This is a genomic window from Sporosarcina sp. ZBG7A (assembly GCF_000813425.1).
Classification (GTDB): domain Bacteria; phylum Bacillota; class Bacilli; order Bacillales_A; family Planococcaceae; genus Sporosarcina.
On the sequence record NZ_JWIB01000019.1, the window covers coordinates 29,657 to 47,337 of the forward strand.

15 protein-coding genes and 1 pseudogene are annotated in these 17,681 nt (G+C 39.9%); 3 read left to right on the forward strand and 13 right to left on the reverse strand.

From position 1 onward, the window contains the following. Window positions 1-65 precede the first annotated feature (65 nt). From RL70_RS08095 to RL70_RS18200, 6 genes are all read right to left on the reverse strand, one after another. A complete protein-coding gene (locus RL70_RS08095) occupies window positions 66-698 on the reverse strand; it encodes a vWA domain-containing protein (protein ID WP_039042915.1) in 633 nt (210 codons plus the stop codon). A gap of 80 nt (window positions 699-778) precedes the next feature. Further along, the gene (locus RL70_RS08100) at window positions 779-1,285 is read right to left on the reverse strand and encodes a hypothetical protein (protein WP_052245858.1); all 507 of its coding nucleotides are present in this window, start codon (window positions 1,283-1,285) and stop codon (window positions 779-781) included. Between the two features lie 93 nt (window positions 1,286-1,378). Further along, the gene (locus tag RL70_RS08105) at window positions 1,379-1,798 is read right to left on the reverse strand and encodes a YkvA family protein (protein WP_039042916.1); all 420 of its coding nucleotides are present in this window, start codon (window positions 1,796-1,798) and stop codon (window positions 1,379-1,381) included. Window positions 1,799-1,931: 133 nt separating this feature from the next. Beyond that, a complete protein-coding gene (locus RL70_RS08110; protein WP_052245859.1) occupies window positions 1,932-3,980 on the reverse strand; it encodes a transglycosylase domain-containing protein in 2,049 nt (682 codons plus the stop codon). Window positions 3,981-4,329: 349 nt separating this feature from the next. After that, on the reverse strand, window positions 4,330-4,731 hold the full coding sequence (locus RL70_RS08115; RefSeq protein ID WP_039042917.1) for a DUF4362 domain-containing protein: 402 nt from the start codon (window positions 4,729-4,731) through the stop codon (window positions 4,330-4,332). Window positions 4,732-5,206: 475 nt separating this feature from the next. Further along, window positions 5,207-5,317 carry a putative holin-like toxin gene (locus tag RL70_RS18200; protein ID WP_231567255.1) on the reverse strand — a complete coding sequence of 37 codons (111 nt, stop codon included), beginning with the start codon at window positions 5,315-5,317 and terminating at the stop codon, window positions 5,207-5,209. A 305-nt stretch (window positions 5,318-5,622) separates the two neighbouring features. Here RL70_RS18200 and RL70_RS08120 point away from each other — a divergent pair, with 305 nt between their 5' ends. The 3 genes from RL70_RS08120 (at window position 5,623) to RL70_RS08130 (ending at window position 7,591) form a co-directional block, all read left to right on the forward strand. Further along, entirely contained in the window at window positions 5,623-6,474 is an 852-nt protein-coding gene (locus RL70_RS08120) for a DegV family protein (RefSeq protein ID WP_039042918.1), read from the forward strand. A gap of 138 nt (window positions 6,475-6,612) precedes the next feature. Beyond that, window positions 6,613-7,227 carry a hypothetical protein gene (locus RL70_RS08125; RefSeq protein ID WP_039042919.1) on the forward strand — a complete coding sequence of 205 codons (615 nt, stop codon included), beginning with the start codon at window positions 6,613-6,615 and terminating at the stop codon, window positions 7,225-7,227. Between the two features lie 88 nt (window positions 7,228-7,315). Beyond that, window positions 7,316-7,591 (forward strand): hypothetical protein, encoded by a 276-nt coding sequence (locus RL70_RS08130; RefSeq protein WP_039042920.1) that lies wholly within the window; start codon window positions 7,316-7,318, stop codon window positions 7,589-7,591. A 492-nt stretch (window positions 7,592-8,083) separates the two neighbouring features. On the opposite strand, the gene RL70_RS08135 is transcribed toward RL70_RS08130, so the two are convergent. The 7 genes and pseudogenes from RL70_RS08135 to RL70_RS08165 form a co-directional block, all read right to left on the reverse strand. Further along, window positions 8,084-9,385 carry a hypothetical protein gene (locus RL70_RS08135; RefSeq protein WP_039042921.1) on the reverse strand — a complete coding sequence of 434 codons (1,302 nt, stop codon included), beginning with the start codon at window positions 9,383-9,385 and terminating at the stop codon, window positions 8,084-8,086. A gap of 681 nt (window positions 9,386-10,066) precedes the next feature. Beyond that, complete coding sequence (locus tag RL70_RS08140; RefSeq protein ID WP_039042922.1) at window positions 10,067-10,972, reverse strand: restriction endonuclease; 906 nt, start codon at window positions 10,970-10,972, stop codon at window positions 10,067-10,069. 219 nt (window positions 10,973-11,191) lie between these two features. Then, window positions 11,192-11,308 (reverse strand): annotated as a pseudogene (locus tag RL70_RS18390) (hypothetical protein); the annotation flags it as partial. A 125-nt stretch (window positions 11,309-11,433) separates the two neighbouring features. Beyond that, a complete protein-coding gene (locus tag RL70_RS08150) occupies window positions 11,434-12,315 on the reverse strand; it encodes a GIY-YIG nuclease family protein (protein WP_039042924.1) in 882 nt (293 codons plus the stop codon). A gap of 578 nt (window positions 12,316-12,893) precedes the next feature. After that, on the reverse strand, window positions 12,894-13,424 hold the full coding sequence (locus tag RL70_RS08155; RefSeq protein WP_039042925.1) for a hypothetical protein: 531 nt from the start codon (window positions 13,422-13,424) through the stop codon (window positions 12,894-12,896). Further along, complete coding sequence (locus RL70_RS08160; RefSeq protein ID WP_039042926.1) at window positions 13,417-14,415, reverse strand: ATP/GTP-binding protein; 999 nt, start codon at window positions 14,413-14,415, stop codon at window positions 13,417-13,419. The genes RL70_RS08155 and RL70_RS08160 overlap by 8 nt, the downstream gene beginning before the upstream one ends. Before the next feature lie 97 nt (window positions 14,416-14,512). Further along, complete coding sequence (locus RL70_RS08165; RefSeq protein ID WP_039042927.1) at window positions 14,513-17,680, reverse strand: type I restriction endonuclease subunit R; 3,168 nt, start codon at window positions 17,678-17,680, stop codon at window positions 14,513-14,515. Window position 17,681 lies beyond the last annotated feature (1 nt).

The window sequence follows — 17,681 nt, forward strand, 5'->3', positions numbered from 1 at the left end:
AGCACTTTACTGAATCGCTCTGGAGTTGTGTCGGACACTGGCAACCATTATAAATTAATCCTCTTTTATCTTTTAGAACTTCTAGTCGTAAAATCTTCTTCGATTCGTTCTTTCCAATTTTCTCGTATTTCACTATGAAGTCTAAACGAACTGATGGTTTCACTAATCACGTCATAATTTAATTCCGTTCCTTCTCCATCCGCGTGAAAATTCGCTGCACGATCTTGAGAAATACCGAATTGACTCGCTGTTGCAATCGCATCGATATTCGCTCCAAGAAAGATGAATTCCCAGCCATGCTCATTTTTGTGCACGTCTATCAGCTTTCGAATCTTATCGTACGTGAATTCACTACTCGCATTTTCCAATCCATCCGTCGTAATCACAAACAGTACATTCTCTGCACGTTCTTCATCAGACGTGTGATTAATCGTTTTCCCTATCGCATCCAACAGAGACGTCATCCCTCGTACATAATACGCATCATTTGTCATCGCTTGGACTGTCTGAAGATCGATTCGGTCATGCAACACTTCATATGCATCGTCAAAAAGAATCGTCGTCACACGTGCGTGACCCTCTTCTTTCTTCTGCTTCTCTAGCATCCCGTTATACCCGCCAATCGTATCCCGTTCAAGCCCACTCATTGAACCACTTCGATCTAGGATAAAAACCAATTCTGTTAGACCTTTACTCATCATAATCTCCTCCTCAACGTTTCTATACATTGAGAATAGCATCTGAATGCAACGACTTGGTCGCCTGCAAAGCGACAAATTCACCCACCAAGTACTTGTTGGTCAAAAGCGAATAACGCTTCATTAATCTGCAAAAGATCATAAATTCCTTCGGTTATGAAAAATTGAATGATGACGTCTGACTTACTACTAGGAGACAAAGCAAATCCGGCCCTTAGCAACAAATCCTGCGTTTCATCCAAATCCAATTCCAACGCAAGCGAGAACGCAAGAACCGTCGACTTACTCGGGCGATACTCTGGATTGATACGAATTTTCGAAAACAACTTTCGATCAATGTGCGCTTTCTTATATATATCGCTATCTACCAAACCTTTTTCATCAATTGTACGCAGCAGCTTCTCTGAAAAGGTTTCATGTACCTGGTTGAGGACGTCTTCCAAGCTGCGTGTATTTTCTGAGATATGCATTTCTGATTCAAGCATTTTGGAGTGTTCTTCTAGCGTAGTATAGAAAACTAATTCAGGTAGGTAGTTGTCATTTAGGTAGTGTTGAATCTCTCTCTTCATTTTGTTTGAAAGTGACATGGACTCTTCCTTTCACTTTTTGGTTAGTATGTAAAAAACGCCAACACCAACCATGTGGAGTTGACGCTTTTCTTGCCTATGCATAAGCACTCATTATGATTTCGCTTCTCGTTTTTTACTCTTCTTTTCAATTTCTTCATCTACAGATACAACATCATCCATTACACTATCACCAAACCATTCCACAACTTTATCTTTAGCCTTTTGTTTGGTTTCCGCGTCTATATACATAGCAATGATGGCTATAGCTCCAAGAAGCATCCCAATATCATCGGCATACCCGACTACTGGAATCACATCTGGAATCATATCTAATGGTAAAATAAAATACCCCAATGCTCCATAAACGATTCCTTTCGCTTTTTTCGGAACTGACGGTTTTTGAATCGTATAGTAAAGAATCATGGCGGTGTACGTTACTTTCACTCCGGCTGTTTTGCCAAACTTCACAACTTTGTCCCAAAATTTCTTATCTGAGTAATGCTTAGAATAATCTTTGCTAACCTCTTCCATGCAAGTAGCTCCTTTCATCACACTCCTGTTTAAAAGAGTTCATGTTATATCTGCTCTAACCTTGAATCCTCTTCCTCAAACCTTTCCTTACAATCTTCATAGTCAGATTAGTTTCTCACACAGGTGCCATTTTTTAATCGTTAAACCACTTCTGTCCCCACTTTTCGATACTCTCCCAAAACTCTTTTCTCTTCCCGTCCTTTTCCTTTTTCTTCTCTTTCTTTTCTCTTTCTTTCTTCGTCTTTTTCTCCTGCTTCTCCAGCTCTTTTAGTTCATCTTTAATTAACGACAAATCAAAGGTCTTCGTAGATAATTCACTGGCTGTTTGTGACACAACCTGCGCGAAAATGGGCGGTGCAGTAAAACTGCTGGTAGAGGTTAAATAATGGTCGGCGTCTGTTTGATCATATCCGAGCCAGACCGCACCGGCAATGTCAGGTGTATAGCCGACGAACCAGTGATCTTTGGAACCATCCCCCCCTTCAAATGGGAGCTGCGTGGTGCCTGTCTTCCCCGCTACGTCCATACCGGAAATTTGTGCTTTTTTCCCAGTTCCTTCTTCTACAGCGCCTTGCAACATATGAGTCATTTGCTCGGCAACTTCCGCATCCGTCACTTGCACGGACTCTCCCTGCCACTTCCCAAGCACTTTTCCTTCCGAATCTTTAATTTCTGTAATCGCATGAGCTTCCTCCATCACGCCATCATTCGCAAACGCGGAAAACGCTTGTGCCATCCGTAAGGGGGAAGTTCCTTTGTCTAGCCCTCCAAGCGCCAATCCAAGCGTACGGTCGTTTTTTGTCAATGAAATCCCAAAACGTTCCACCGCATCCACGCCCTCTTGGACGCCGATCTGATCCAACAGCCAGACGGGAGGAATATTATACGATTGCGCAAGTGCCTCGTACATGGTCACTTCTCCTCTATATTGCTGGTCAAAGTTTTTCGGAGAGTACCCATCCATATCGAGGGGTTCATCCAAAATCAAATCCGACATACGGTACCCGTTCTCGAGTGCCGGAGTATAGACGGCAAGCGGCTTTAGCGCAGATCCGGGCTGCCGGATGAGATCGGTCGCATTGTTGAAGCGTCCCTGCGTATACTCTCCTCTTCCACCGACTAACGCGAGAATTCCACCAGTTTTAGGATTAATGAAAACAGAGGCACTCTGCAACAGCTGATCCGGCGTGCTCTCCGGGAAATTTCTGTTGTCTGCATACACGTCTTCGAGCGCATTCTGGACGACCGGATTGATTTCAGTTGTAATATGCAATCCGCCGGACAGTACTTCATCCTTCGTCAACTGGTACGTATTGACCGCCTCATCTACTACACGATCGATATAATACGGATAGTTCTCTTCATCATGCGGCACTGTCGAATCGGCCAGTTCCAGCTTCTTTCCAATCGCTTCATCATATTCTTCCTGACTAATATACTGTTCACGCAGCATCAGCGACAACACCAGATTGCGCCGCTTCACCGACTTTTCCATATTTTTCGTAGGCGATAAATTCGACGGGGCTTTAATGATCCCTGCGAGTGTCGCAGATTCGCTTAACGTCAATTCGCTGACATCTTTACCGAAATAAGTCTGTGCCGCACGTTGGACACCCCATGCCCCGTCGCCGAAATAGATTTGGTTCAAGTACTGTTCTATGATTTCCTCTTTCGAATACTCGCGTTCAATCTTCTTTGCAAGGATCAGCTCCTTGAACTTACGGGAGAAGGTACGCTCTTGCGTCAAAAACACATTTTTCGCAAGCTGTTGCGTAATCGTACTGCCTCCCGCGGCGATTTTTCCTTTGAACGCATTCTCGACTAAGGCGCGCCCCATCCTCAAATAATTAAGACCATGATGTTTGTAGAACCGCTGATCTTCCACGGAAATGACAGCTTCCATCAGCGTATCTGGAATCTGGTCGATCGATACACCTTCTATTTTCGAATTCGACACCGTGCGGATCACTTCTCCGTTCGGATCGTAAATAACTGTCGATCGCGGTGCGGGTTCTTCGAGTTTACTGACATCGCTGAATGTGATGAAGAGATTCAGTACAAGTAGTACACAAAGGACAGCAAGCACAGCACCGACACACACGAAACGAATGATCTTTTTCTTCAGGCTGCGGCTCTTTTTCATTGTTTTTTTATGTTGTTCTTTATATTCGGATCTTTTCATATCGATTCTCCTGCTTTTTTGACTGCGAAGTTTTAGTCGTAATGTACAGCATACAATTGACGAAAGGGGGTATTTGAAAGTTGCGAGATTCCACTTTCAAGGGGGGTTCGTACGAGTGTATAAATAATAATACTTGCTCGGATTAGGGATGCCTATGTACGAAACTATTGTGTTTGTTTAAACATTCATGATTGTTTCTTATACAGGCACTTACAGCTCTCCCCGCTTACACCCACTTAGTAAATCTAGAAGGCAGCCCGTCCCCCGTTCTTAGATGCCTTGACCTGGCTAAAAAAGAAACAGTCTACCGGTTACAGTAGACTGCTTTTCATTATGGAGATTATCGGTATTAATCATTGGGAATTATAGTTATAGGAAGTCCTTCTTTGTAAATTTCACATCCTCTTAATTGATAAATTATTTGATCGCTTTTTTCTATTATTTTAATACTCTTACATGTATCCTCTATTACTCCTTGATCACCGAACTCATCGAATCTTGTATCAATTTTAGAACTCAACTTTTCATCGGAATACTTCAAGTCGTGAATTACTGGATCACCTTCATCAGTGTAGTTTACTATACGAACTTCACTGTCCTTATTGTTAGAAACATCTTCCGTAAATTTTTCAAGTAGATCAAGATTTTTTATAGTTCCGTGTGAATTGACTACATCATGTTTAGAAGGTGAATATTCACCACACCCAAAAAGAGAGAGTGATATTAAAACAAGCATAGACACTTTTTTCACCAGATCCACTCCCTATATTTTGTTTTATTTTTATATAATCAAAATACCCAGTTAACCGATACGGAGTATACACCTATTAACATATATTACAATAAGGAGCATTACTGTTAGAAGCTTTTTGGAGACTTGAACACAATGAGCCCTCTTGGTATGACGCGGGGTGTCATATCTGCACGAATTGACCCCCAATTTGCATACCAAGGAGGATTCGAGTGAGCGCTGCATGTGCACGAATCTTTATGTTTTTTCAAACATTCGTGATTAGTTCTTATTCCTGCATCTCTATTGTATAGCCCAATAACGAGCGATAGGTGTTATTTTCGAATATTTGTGCTAAACTAAACCTATATTGAAAAGGACTGAGTGCGTCAACACCCAGTCAATGCAGCTGACACCCGCATGAAGTGCGGTTGGCCAGTTGAACAAAGGTGTTAAAAGTAATCACCCTGCTTACTTGGTCGTTAGCGGTGGGTGGTTACTTTTTTCTGTTGGTGTATAAAGCAATCCTCGCTACAATGGTTGTTGCCATTGCTGCGAGGAACAACCCAAATTGGAATAACATGTTCATTGCTTCGTATGTCACCATATTAACACCCCCTTTCTCAAGGGAGTGCCAACCGCCCATCCGCTATATGTCGCTGCGTCTATATCATATCACTGACCGCAATGCGAAACCATACTCCTAATAACCTCGTCGAGCTAATTGTTTGATGTCAATGTAACAAACTTTCGCGTTTATTCAAGCATTCATGAATGTTTCATACACAGCGGCATTTAATACTCGAGAGAACACTTCATTTATTTCATTAATCCAACATCCCACACCCACATATCCTGTATAGTGAAACTACATACACTACCCCACACAATACAAACTGGAGGCGACACATAATGGCAAGAATCATCCTAACAACCGAAAGCGGTGCCGATCTGCCGGAATCTCTAGCGAAGAAGCACAATATACATGTAGTACCGATGCACGTCATCATGGACGGCAAAGACTATTTGGACGGTCATCTGCCTGTAGCAGATATCTTTGATTTTTATAACCGCACGAAAAAAATCCCTTCCACTGCTGCTACGAATACGCATGAGTACCAGGAGTTTTTCAAAACTATCCGGACGGAGTTTCCTGAAAGCGTCATCATTCATATAGGCTATACATCAAAAGCGTCTGTTTCCTATCAGAATGCGTTGACGGCTGCGGAAGATGTAAAGGATATTTATTTACTTGATGCGTTGAACGTCACAGGCGGATTGACTGCAGTTGCGATGTATGCGGCTGACTTGCTTGAGGAAGAGCCTGACATCGATCCTATACGTCTGGTGGAGATGATTGAGGCTAAGGTTCCGAAGTCACGACTGGCCTTCCTTCCCGGTAGCTTGGACTTTCTGCGGGCTGGCGGACGGGTCAGCAATATGGCGTATCTTGGCGGCGCGTTGCTGAAGATCAAGCCGTGTATTGAATTAGTGAACGGTAAGCTTATGTCGACTAGGAAATACCGCGGTAAGATGGAGAAGGTCACTGAAAGTCTGTTTCATGATTATCTACAGCAATACAACATCGACAGACAGCAGATCTATTTCATTTATTCGATTGGACTCAGTGAGACGATCAAACAACGGATCGATGAAATTGCGATGGAACAAGGATTCGAGAATAGTATGTGGATTGAGGCTGGAGCGATGATCTCGACGCATTCCGGTCCTGGAGGATTTGGTATTGCGGGGCTGGAAGTGTAAGTAGCTGCTTCAGTATCATTTTTGGTTGCCTGGGTACCGCACAACTCGAACACTATTCAGAACCGTTCTGGAGTTGTGTAGTGCACAGGCAGCTAATATTAAGATTCAGGGAGCACTCCACTTACACAATTACTTGAATTGCTTCAGCCTATCCTTAGTAAAAACCCGAGTGGTTACGAAGGCGCTCGTCTAAACGAAATTTACGCAAAATGTTTGTATTCGCTTTACGTATTTGAAGAAAATCCTTCTATCACTTGGGAACAATGGCAACCGTATATAGAACGTGCCATCAAAATGTATGAAGAGCTGCAGATGACTTGGCGCGCTATCCGATGTCACAGTTTTCTCGCAGACGTTCAATTTGACCAGGCGAATTATGAGCTCGTCATCGAGATAATAGACGGCATGACTCCTCAGTTGTCAGTTATGGACAGTATCGAAACGAAGTCTGTGTATATCCAACAAATGGCGATGAAATCTTTTGCATTAGAATCATTAGGTCGACACCAACAAGCCCATGCCGAATTAGATGCCGACTTGCAATTTTCTCGCGATCATATCGTCCTCGACAATTATTATTGGCTGCTCAATACAAAAGCATGGTTGTATTATGATGAACACAACTATGAGAACGCACGTCTCTTGATAAAAGAAGCCAAGCCATTCATTCAATTAGTGAACCACGAAGGAATTGAGATGGAATTCGAACTAACTAATATTTTTTTAACAAGAGTTTTTCGAACACAATTATGACCAAGCCCTTGAAATTGCAAATCGTTTGTACGAGAACGTAACAGACTCATCCCACATACCAAGTAACGAAAAAGAAGCGTTTCTTTCCATGATTTTAAATCTAAAAGCACGTGCATTAACTAAGATGGAACACTATGAAGAAGCACTCAGCCTATTCAATTCAAATCCGATTCAATGGAACGATCGAATCCAAATGAACCCAATTGACACTGCAGTTCGTACGTTATCCGGTAGCTACGAAGCGCTATGTCACCACCATCTCGGCTCATCTACAAAAGCACAGGCGCTCGCTCAAAATACCGTAAAACGATTGCAAGTATTTCCTCATTCGCCATTTTATCAATTTGCGTGTAATCAGAGATGAGGTTATAGAGTAGGACAAGCGGATGTGATTCGATTCAATAAATGCAAAACAGCGTGAATCCAAGTGACTTATATCTTGGGTTCACGCTTTCTTTTTAAAAAGATCTAGATAAAATAATATCAATCTTACTTTTTTATAACTAGACTGATTTACTGAAACAAATATTTCTTGATTTCAGTTGAATACGATAAGTTCATTAAACTTATAAATCGAACTTGACTTTAACTTTCCGATCTCAATATTATTAGTCTGATCATTTTTATCTTAATAGTGTCTGAATTGTTCATGGTCCAGGTACCTAGTTTAATATTGGTTTCAATCTAGCACGTGCAGAGCTCGCAGAGATGTTTTAGTCGAATAGTGAATCGAACTAAGGAATACTAACTATTTAATTTTTCAAGAGTGACGAGTTCCTAGGAGAAGGTTGTATGTTCATTTACACATAAATATTGATACTCGCCACATTTTTTATAAGCTGATTTAATTTTTATATTATATATTAAATTCGTTTTCTACTGGATTAATAATTTCTTCTAAAATTTCTTCTTTATTTTTAAAGTTTAAAAAGAACATTAGAGTAGAATCTATAATCCTAAGTCGTCTATTAACTCTATCGTAATCAAATAACGGAGGACTAATCATCTTTTTACTTTGCTTTTCTGCCAATCCATGCAATAAATTTGTCATATCTGACATACGGACATGGTCAGCTTTATGATGTATTCTTTTGATATCTTCATGAAGTTTACTTTTTTGAATACCATCCTTTAATTCCTCAATGTTACTCTCTACTAAAAATCTAATTAGGTAATAAGGTAAATATAAACCATTTACTTGCTGCCCTGTTTCAGCAATACTTTCAAGTGATCTCAAATGACTAGAGGCATATTCTTCTACTTTTCTTTCTATTGCACGCTCTAAATAGTCTTGATTATCAATTAATACAATACGATTTTGAGCATTAATTAATCCTGCTTCTACTAAAACTTCCTTACATAACTCTTGTACGATGCCTATATTCCCGAAAGCTATTTCTTTGATTTGTTTTTTTATGGAGTCTGATATTTGAACTTTTAAAATGTTAGATCCTTTTTCTATAACTTTTTCAAAATCATCTATTGACCAAGGTTCTACAGGAATTTCAATAATTCTATCTATTAGATCCCTATTAAATTGAGTTAATCTGTTCTTCTCTCGCCATATACCTAGTATAACAAATCTTATATCATTTTCTTGAAACAACCTTAAATCAGTAGAAAATAAATCTTGGATTTCTTCTTCTAAATAGTGGAAGTTTTCTATAATAATAATTTTATTAAAATTTATTTTTTTAAGCAACTCACTTACATCTTGTGCTATGTCCAAATTATACTCTACATAACTAAAATTGCTTTTATCAGTTGAATTCCCTAATACTTTTCCTGAGACTTCTGTCCCTCCTTCCCCAAAAAAAGGGAGGATTGCTTTGAAAGTAGTCTTGACAAGGGTTTCTCCAGAGGTTCCTTTAGTATGTTCAGTAGAACTTTCAACTCTTACATCTAATTGTCTTAATAAAGATGAATAGATATCCTTGTTAGTCATTTTCGTACTACAGCCTATTGTAATGCAATCAGACTTGGGAATATGTTTTTGAATCAGTGCAGACTTACCCTGTTTTGAAGAACCATATACAATTATATGCTTATCACCTTTAAGTTCATCTACAAACTTCTGATCTACATTTTCCCTAGATAAATAGCTTAGAACTTCTTCTTTTTTAACGCCAAATACATCCACAACATTTATATTCCCCATAGTTATCCCCCTATATTAATTATTGCTAATCGGTACCTGGACCTCACATAATTTAGACACTATTCTGAATTGTATGTGGTCCAGGTACCTAAATTTATCAACATTAGTCAATAGCTTTTCGGCTGTACTATTCAAGCCATCATAAGAATACTCAGGTTTCCCACTAAACTCATCGGTACCTGGACCAAAAACAATTCAGACACTATTCAGAATCATATGTGGTCCAGGTACGTTATTTCGATATCAACATTAGGTATCGACCTACAAATCTGCCCTTGAATAATTCGCAGCCAGAACAGACATATCCTTGTTGTTCACTCTAAAATCATCACCACGGTAGATAACGAGTTCTATACGTCTCCTCTCTGTTTTCTTACGGACATCTCCTATTCCCGCAAACAGCACGATCTTTGAATCGTTTAACAATCACTCAATAGCCCAAAATTTATTTAAATAGCTAGAGTTCAGTCTATCTGCAGTGAACGCCTCTTCAAACACTATCGAAAGTTTCATGTCGTTGTTTTCTATAGTTAGTCGGTACCTGGACCGCATACAATTCAGACACTATTCCGAATTGTATACGGTCCAGGTACGTTATTATTAAACTTTCATGATTGTTTCTTACACAAGCACTTACTGCGCCAGTTTTTATCAGGCAAGTCCTTTACGCAAGCAGATACCTCACTGATCAAAAAAGTCCAAATCAATCTGCTTCGTAATATATGTTTGTTCATGCGAAACACCGACATCATATGTAAACATCAACTCTGCCAGCCGGCTGCCATCAATTAAGATAATCTTTTTATCGATATAGCGAATATACTCTTCAGCACCTGTTGAAAACGAAGAGGTAGTAATGAAAATTCCTTTCTTAGCACGGAAGCCCTCAAGACTGCCCACAAATTTCTGAATTTCCGGTCTGTGTACTGTATTCTTCCAACGTTTCGCTTGCACGTATATCATATCTAGCCCCAGTGGATCTTCTTTAATAATGCCATCAATGCCTTCGTCACCCGACTTGCCCATCGCTTTGCCTGCATCTTCCACCGAGCCGCCATATCCCATCGCAACAAACAGTTTCACTACTAATCGTTCGAAAAACTCCGGGGAGCACTCAAATACTTTGGCCAACAAATCATCTTGTGTTTCTTCCTTTAATAACTTGTAATTATCTTCGAGAAGCTCTCTTGGCGTTTTTTCTTCAATATTGTTAGGTGGCTTCACATCTTTAGGTGAGTCTGCAGGATTTTTAAACGCGCGAAATGTCTCGTATTTCATTAAAAAATTATTGTCGATTCTATCTATTGCAGGATCAGCCAGCACTATTTTTCCTTTGTCAGTGATTACAAAAGTCGCTCTTCTGACAGTCCTAATCAATTCTCCCTTTTTTAGATATGTGCGTGCCCACCCAATACGGTTGTGTAAAACTAGCTGATTGCCGCTTGGCAGCATCAGCTCTCTTGCCTGATCATCTAATGAAAAGTGATCTGCTAATTTAACATACATCTCTTGCAATGTATGTTCTTCACCGTCGCTCAATATTTCAAGAAATGGATACATGAAGTCTTGATAGCCGGGTACAGTCATGTCGGTCACCTCATCTGTCTATTTTCGATTTCCATATTTAAACCTAAAAAGCACTGGCTAATTTATCAACATCTTATTGAAATCAATCAATTCAGTTGTTCTCTTTTATAACTCAACCAATATAGAGAGCGCTGCCTGTGCACCGCACAACTCGAATACTATTCTGAATCGTCCCAAAGTTGTGTCGTGCACAGGCAACAATTTTTCAGCTTGTTGAACTTGGGCACTGAACCTATACTGTGTACGGTGCGCTTCATCAGCCATTACAATAACGTTACGACGAGTTGTTAAGGCACCCATCTCATTGGTTCCATCCTCAGGAGAGAACTTCTGCATAAATTTCGACGTACCTGTGCATGAAACTAACACGAATGTTTGAAATGTCATGATTGTTTGAACTAACATGATAGTTTGAACTAACATGATAGTTTTTCACGCATGTATCTAAAAAGACTTATGGATTATTCTAGGTTTTCGAGTTTTATCCCGTTCTGATTTTTAAGCTCCGTCAGTCCGTTGGCATGTCCTCCAATGATAAAAGCAGCAGCATATGATGGACTTTTCATGAGAACGTTTTCTTGAAGTACGCCGTCTTCACTTATGTGGGATTGTTCTCTCTTTTGCTTGACTCCAGTAGGTATACTGTCAGAGTCAATGGTCTCTATCATACTTCCTTTTAAGATAACAAACCCTTCTCTAGTCTGTTCACAAGTTGCTTGAATCGTTCTCCCGCTTTTCCGACTCTTTCTCTTTAAATAAAATAGGTTTTTGTTTTCTCGCTCAATTTCAATTTCTTCAGTTTCTCCTTTATCGGTTAATCTCTCAAACACTTTGTGACCCAGCGTCCCCATTACAATTTTGGCATACTCAATAAATTCTTCCATTTCGCTTTTTTTCTCTTCAGTGATATTGCCGATCATTGGATCATTCCCATTTTTCACTTCATATCTTTTTACAGTTTTGGCGATGTTGCAAAAACGGCTTTCCAGATAACTGATTTCAGTAGGGCCAAATGAATTGTTGGACGTAGTGAACACGACAGCCTCAGTCCAATAGTCCTTTTCAGGGTTTTTCTTATGTTCAAGTAATCGATTCAATACCCCTTCTCCGTTTTTGCGTAATCCTGCTTGGCCAACATAAACAACATTTTCACCATTTTCTTCAGATTCACCGAATAAAAAATAGACTCCTGTTTGTGAAAGATCTTCACGATCACGAGATTTTTCTATTTCCGTTCTCGGAATCTTATATGCGACACCTGTCCAATTTGCTAAAGTACACTTAATTCTTCCATTTGACTGGCCATCTATTAAAAAAAGGTTGATGCTTTTTCCTATTGACATTAAAATCTTCCTCTCCAGTCAAAGTGATAATTTAGAATCATCTGCACACGTATTTGATAGTTTCTCACACAAGTATCCTTACTAATCTGTTGTTAAATCTCAATGATTACTCTGTCCATGGTACTTGCTCTATCCTATTCAATTTAATCCAAAAATCAAGGAGCATGTTCTGATATTCTCCTGAATAGTCAGATATATCCAATACTATCAATTCAAAATAAGCAATTCCGATTCTCCAAATACAATACAGTAGAACAATGTTAAGTTTCCTCATTCTTTTCTTCGGATGTACTATTTCAATTCTTACTGATGTAAATAGGCTTGGGCCATTACTATATTTATTTTGAAGTGCTTGTGCACGACACTAACATGAATATTTTAATAAATACGATTGTTAGAACCAATATAATATTTCCTCATATAGGTACCCTACTTACTCAAACATCATACCATTTACCTAAAAACAACACAATACTTCCCAATTCGACACTATTATATATTGATCTATCCACACAAAAAAGCCCCGCTCTGTACAATCACCTACAGATTGGGTCTTCTCATTATTTTTAACAGTCTACCTATCTTTCACTCTGCTCCTCAACCATCCGAACAGAAACAACCGGCACCATTTCTCTCCACTCATTCAAGTCAACCACTTCAAAAGACGTAATTAAATCAACTGAGGGATTATTATTCTTCAATTGAAACGGCAGCTGTTTTCCGATTTTTAGTTTAAGCTGTCGACGGAGTCGCTTGTCAATCAATGGTGCTTCAATCAGCAAAATATACCGAATGGGAAGATCTCGCTCTTGTCCTTGTTCTGCCCAAAATAGAAGCAAACTATCGTAATATTTTCTGGCGACTTTCTGATAAAAATCGCCACTCTTAATTTTCGTAAGCATTGCCTCTGGTTTTACCGCGTCAGCTATGTTTGCATTTTTGTACTCGATAAATAGAATTTCTCGTCCCAGTTTCGCTATAAAATCTACATCGCTCAATGGTAATTGTTTGATTGAGTCGTGCAATTCAATAACATACTCTGCAGTAGAAAAGTCAAATTGGTAAATACCATTTTCTTCAACCAAAATTTTAGATGAAGGATTACTCATTGAATTGCTCTTCAATCACATCATCTAATAGTTTAGCATCCGCTTCAATAATCGGGTTGTTACCTAATTCGCCAAAGTATTGGTTGCTCTCCGACTTTACACCGTTTTTAGTTTTGTACAAATAATGATACAACACGGCATCCTGTTCCGTCTGCTTGACTTCAAAGTATTTTGCCAAGTTATAACTATGTGTTGCTAAAAATATTTGGACACCTTTTCGTTGGAGTTCCAAAAGAATGTCTACGAGGATGGGCATCAATTCAGGATTGATATTTGCTTCTGGTTCATCCCAGAAAAGAATTGTATTAGTTTCAATCAATCCATTTCGGATTAACTTCCATAGCAAACCAAATTTCCTGAGTCCTTCTGCTTCAACGGGAAATTCAATTTTATCTCCATCTGTCTTTAAAACATAAAAAGCTCCATTTTCATGTAGTACTTTCCCATCAATTACTTTAGAGATTGTAGTGAGTAAATTTTCATCTAATGAAGAAATTTCTCTGGCTTCTGGTAATTCAGCGTTGGTTAGTATATCGACATATGTTTTGTCAAATGGGATGTCATACTTATTATTTAACGCTAAAAATCCTTTAGAATGGGATAACATTTCTTTTGCAGGTATAAAAACGGGCTTCAATGCAAAGTCGATATTTGTATACCTTGCACCGTCAGCAGCCAATTTACCGCCTTCATGTTTTATAATCTGGTACGATGAAGAACTCTCTTTAGCAAAATCAACCTTCACTTGAGTTGTTTTCGTCAAATCTTTATTATCCCGGACTAGCTCCATAGGATTTACAGAAAAGTAAGGACGTGAAATATCGTTGCTCTCCTTGCGATTCACTCGTTCACAAACGGCATACAAAGACTTCAACAAATGTGTTTTCCCTGTTCCATTCGTGCCAATCAAGACATTGATGCCCTTAGAAAACTCAATTTGCATGTCCTCAAACACGGTAAAGTTTTGAATATGAGTTTTTTTAATCTGCATAATCGAAAACCAACTCCTTTCGGCTATAGTGAAATCGGTGATTCACAGACTCATCATTCGGTCTATGCAGCAACCTTTTAATCCCCAAACAATTCTTTCACCTTAACTCATCCCCATAAGGCACAATCTCATCTTGCAACATCTTTAACCACTCCCGCTTCATCTGCGGTCCATACTTTAATGGCTTCGCTGTTGGATGAACTTCTTTATACTTGTCGAATTGTTTACTATCCAGAATACCGCTGATATTCGGAATGTCATCAGATCCAGGGACGTATTGGATGGCAGATAGGCGCAACTGCTCCTCATTGACGAACCACGTGTTGGATAGGTTTTCGATTGCTGCTTTTGAAGCCTCTTTGAAGTACTTCCGTTTGATGGCCATAATGTCTTCGTCAGGTTCGACCAATCGTGTATCGATTTCGTTGAGCATATTGTAATAGATATTTTTAACGGCTTCTGGTTTGTTCATCTTTTGCAACGCTCGCTCAATTTCTTCGCGCGTGTCCTTATTATTCGGTGTATACGCTTCTAACAATTGGTCAATGTACGCGGAATCGATGTCGTAGAGCTTCGCTGTGTTATCACCATAAAATTCGATTTCCGAGAAGTCCTCAATCGGATCTCCTGGATCAGCTGGGGCCGGTTCATTTATAATTGAACCTTTCACCGTATTATAAACCCCAACATACTCTTCTAACGTTTTCACTTGTTCTTGCAATGCTTCTGATTTCTCCATGTCATCATTGTAGTCATCGTACGTGACAAGTGCTTCGAACGCATTGTTTAACTCTTGGAACGCCTTCACAAACTCCACACGTTGTTCCAGTGAGGAGTGTTCGTCCACATTTGCAATATCCGGCACACAGGTTTTGAATTCTTGATGTGCCGTGTCAAAGCGCTTTTTAGACTTTTTATAAGACGGATAGACAAGCATCGTTTCTTCCTGTGCTTGTGAGTATAACTTCGTCGCTTCTTCTACGTTTTTCTGCATAGTCGCAGGTTTTCGATACGTGACGATCAATCCTTTGGTCTTATCTGGATACGTCCGATTCGTTCGAGAAAAAGCTTGTATTAGATTCGCATAACTAAGGTTTCGATCGACAAATAACGTTTGAACTGTCGGTGCGTCAAAGCCAGTCAATAAACGATCGACGACAATAACTAAATCGACTTGCTTGCCGACTTCTTTAAACTCCGCTCGTTTTCGTGCGAGTCGATTGTTAATGTCCCCATTGTAACGGTCAATGCCTTCCAACGACCAGGCAGTTCCATAATAGGCATTGTAGTCGTTGATGATTGCTTTCATTTCCTCTTGTGACTCGTTGGCATTCTCTTCGTTTTCTGAAAGGGAATACGTAATCGCAATTCGTGGAAAATCAGGGTCATCCATCGTCCGTCCTTTGCGTAATGGGTGAGCAGCAAATTCAGTATCCATCCAATCTGGATTTGCCGTCATCTTTTTAATGGCGTGATAATAGCGCTTCGCCATATTGATGGAGCTCGTTGTCAAAATAGCTGATTTCGTCGGACGCCCATTTTTAAAATCAAACTTTGTATACGCATTGTCCGGCTTCAATAGTTTATGAAGTACCTCTTGAATGTGATCATCTGTCTCAAACGTCGTGGTCTCCAAAAATTCTTCTTTTTTAATAGGATCCATTTCGTCAATGAATTTGGCTAATTCATCACTCGACAGATTCGCATACTTCTCTTTTTGACGTAGCTGGTCATAAATATTCTCGTAGAGAGAATCTCCGTCAATCGTATCTTCATGCTCGACTTGGAACCCTAATACCGCACCGTCTTCCAATGCATTTTTAATGGTATACGTATGAAGGACTTCCCCATATTGGTCATGAGTCGTACGCGCAAGGCTTCCTTGTGCTTGTTTTTTATTCTCTTCAAATATCGGCGTCCCTGTGAAACCGAACCATGTAGAGTTCGGGAAAAATTCTTGAATCGACTTCATGCCTTCAGCACTTAACGCACGGTGACATTCATCCACAACGAAAACGATATGCTCACCGATTAGCTTTTTAAATCGGTTCGTTCCTCGCTCTTCTTCCACTCGCTTCGCATGCTTCAATGCAGATTCCAGTTTTTGACGTGTCGTGACAATAACCGAATTGGAGTTTGCACTTGATAGCAATGTCTCACTGAGCTCTCTTGAACTTCCCGTACCGACAATGAGGCTATTCGATCTTGCTGTACCGGATGAAATCCCAGTATTGTATTCGGACGCAAACTTCGTGAATTCACTTGTCGTCTGGTTGTCCAAGTCTTTCCGGTCGATCAACATGACCGTACGATCGACACCCGGTTTTCGGGCAAGTAATTTCGTCGACACGAAACTCGTCAGCGTCTTTCCTGAACCTGTCGCATGCCAGACATATCCAGACTCGTGCTTCATGGCAGAGGCAAATAACGCTTCAATCGCATGGATTTGGTACGGATGTAAGACCATCAACACTTTATTGTCTTGATCTTCACTTACGATCGTATAGTTCGCAATGAGACGGTGGGCATCTGGAATGTTGAGTACTTGTTTACAAAAGTCGTACAAGTTGTCCACTTTTTCATTATTAGGCGTGCGCCAGCTAAAGACGAATTTCCGATGAAGATTTTTCGGCATTGCATTTGCGAAGTAACGTGTCGTTTGTTCATTCGAGATAACAAACAACTGAAGCGTTGCAAAGATGTTGTTACGGAATACACCCTCTTCGGCATACTTTTTGATTTGATTGAACGCTTGATAAACGCCATCTTTCGCAGTCACTTGTTTCAACTCAATCTGCACAATCGGCAGTCCATTAATTAGCAACGTAACATCGAATCGGCGATCACGTCCCGTATCGTCTATTTTCTGTTTCGCAATTTGATTCACAACTTCATAGGTTGAGATGCCGCCACCAATATCCTGATTCGAATACAACACGAGTGACATGGAACCAAGTGACACGTCTTCTCGTTCAATCGTAATTCGCGCAATCCCATTTTCACCTTTCAGCCATTTGGCTGCTTCAAACGGCGTCTTCGTCACCTGCATCAATTCTGTCCGAATCGTTTCAAATTCATGGTCCGTAAGCGGTACTTCTCCGATTTCGGATAAATTATTTTGCGTAATGATTTTTCTCAAGTTCATCCACAAATCGTCTTCCGACTTCAAATCCGGTCGATAATTCCACTGATTATGACCTTCACCTAAAATTTCAATCAGGCGGCGTTCCACTTCATCTTCATCGTTATACTGTAGTTTTGTCATC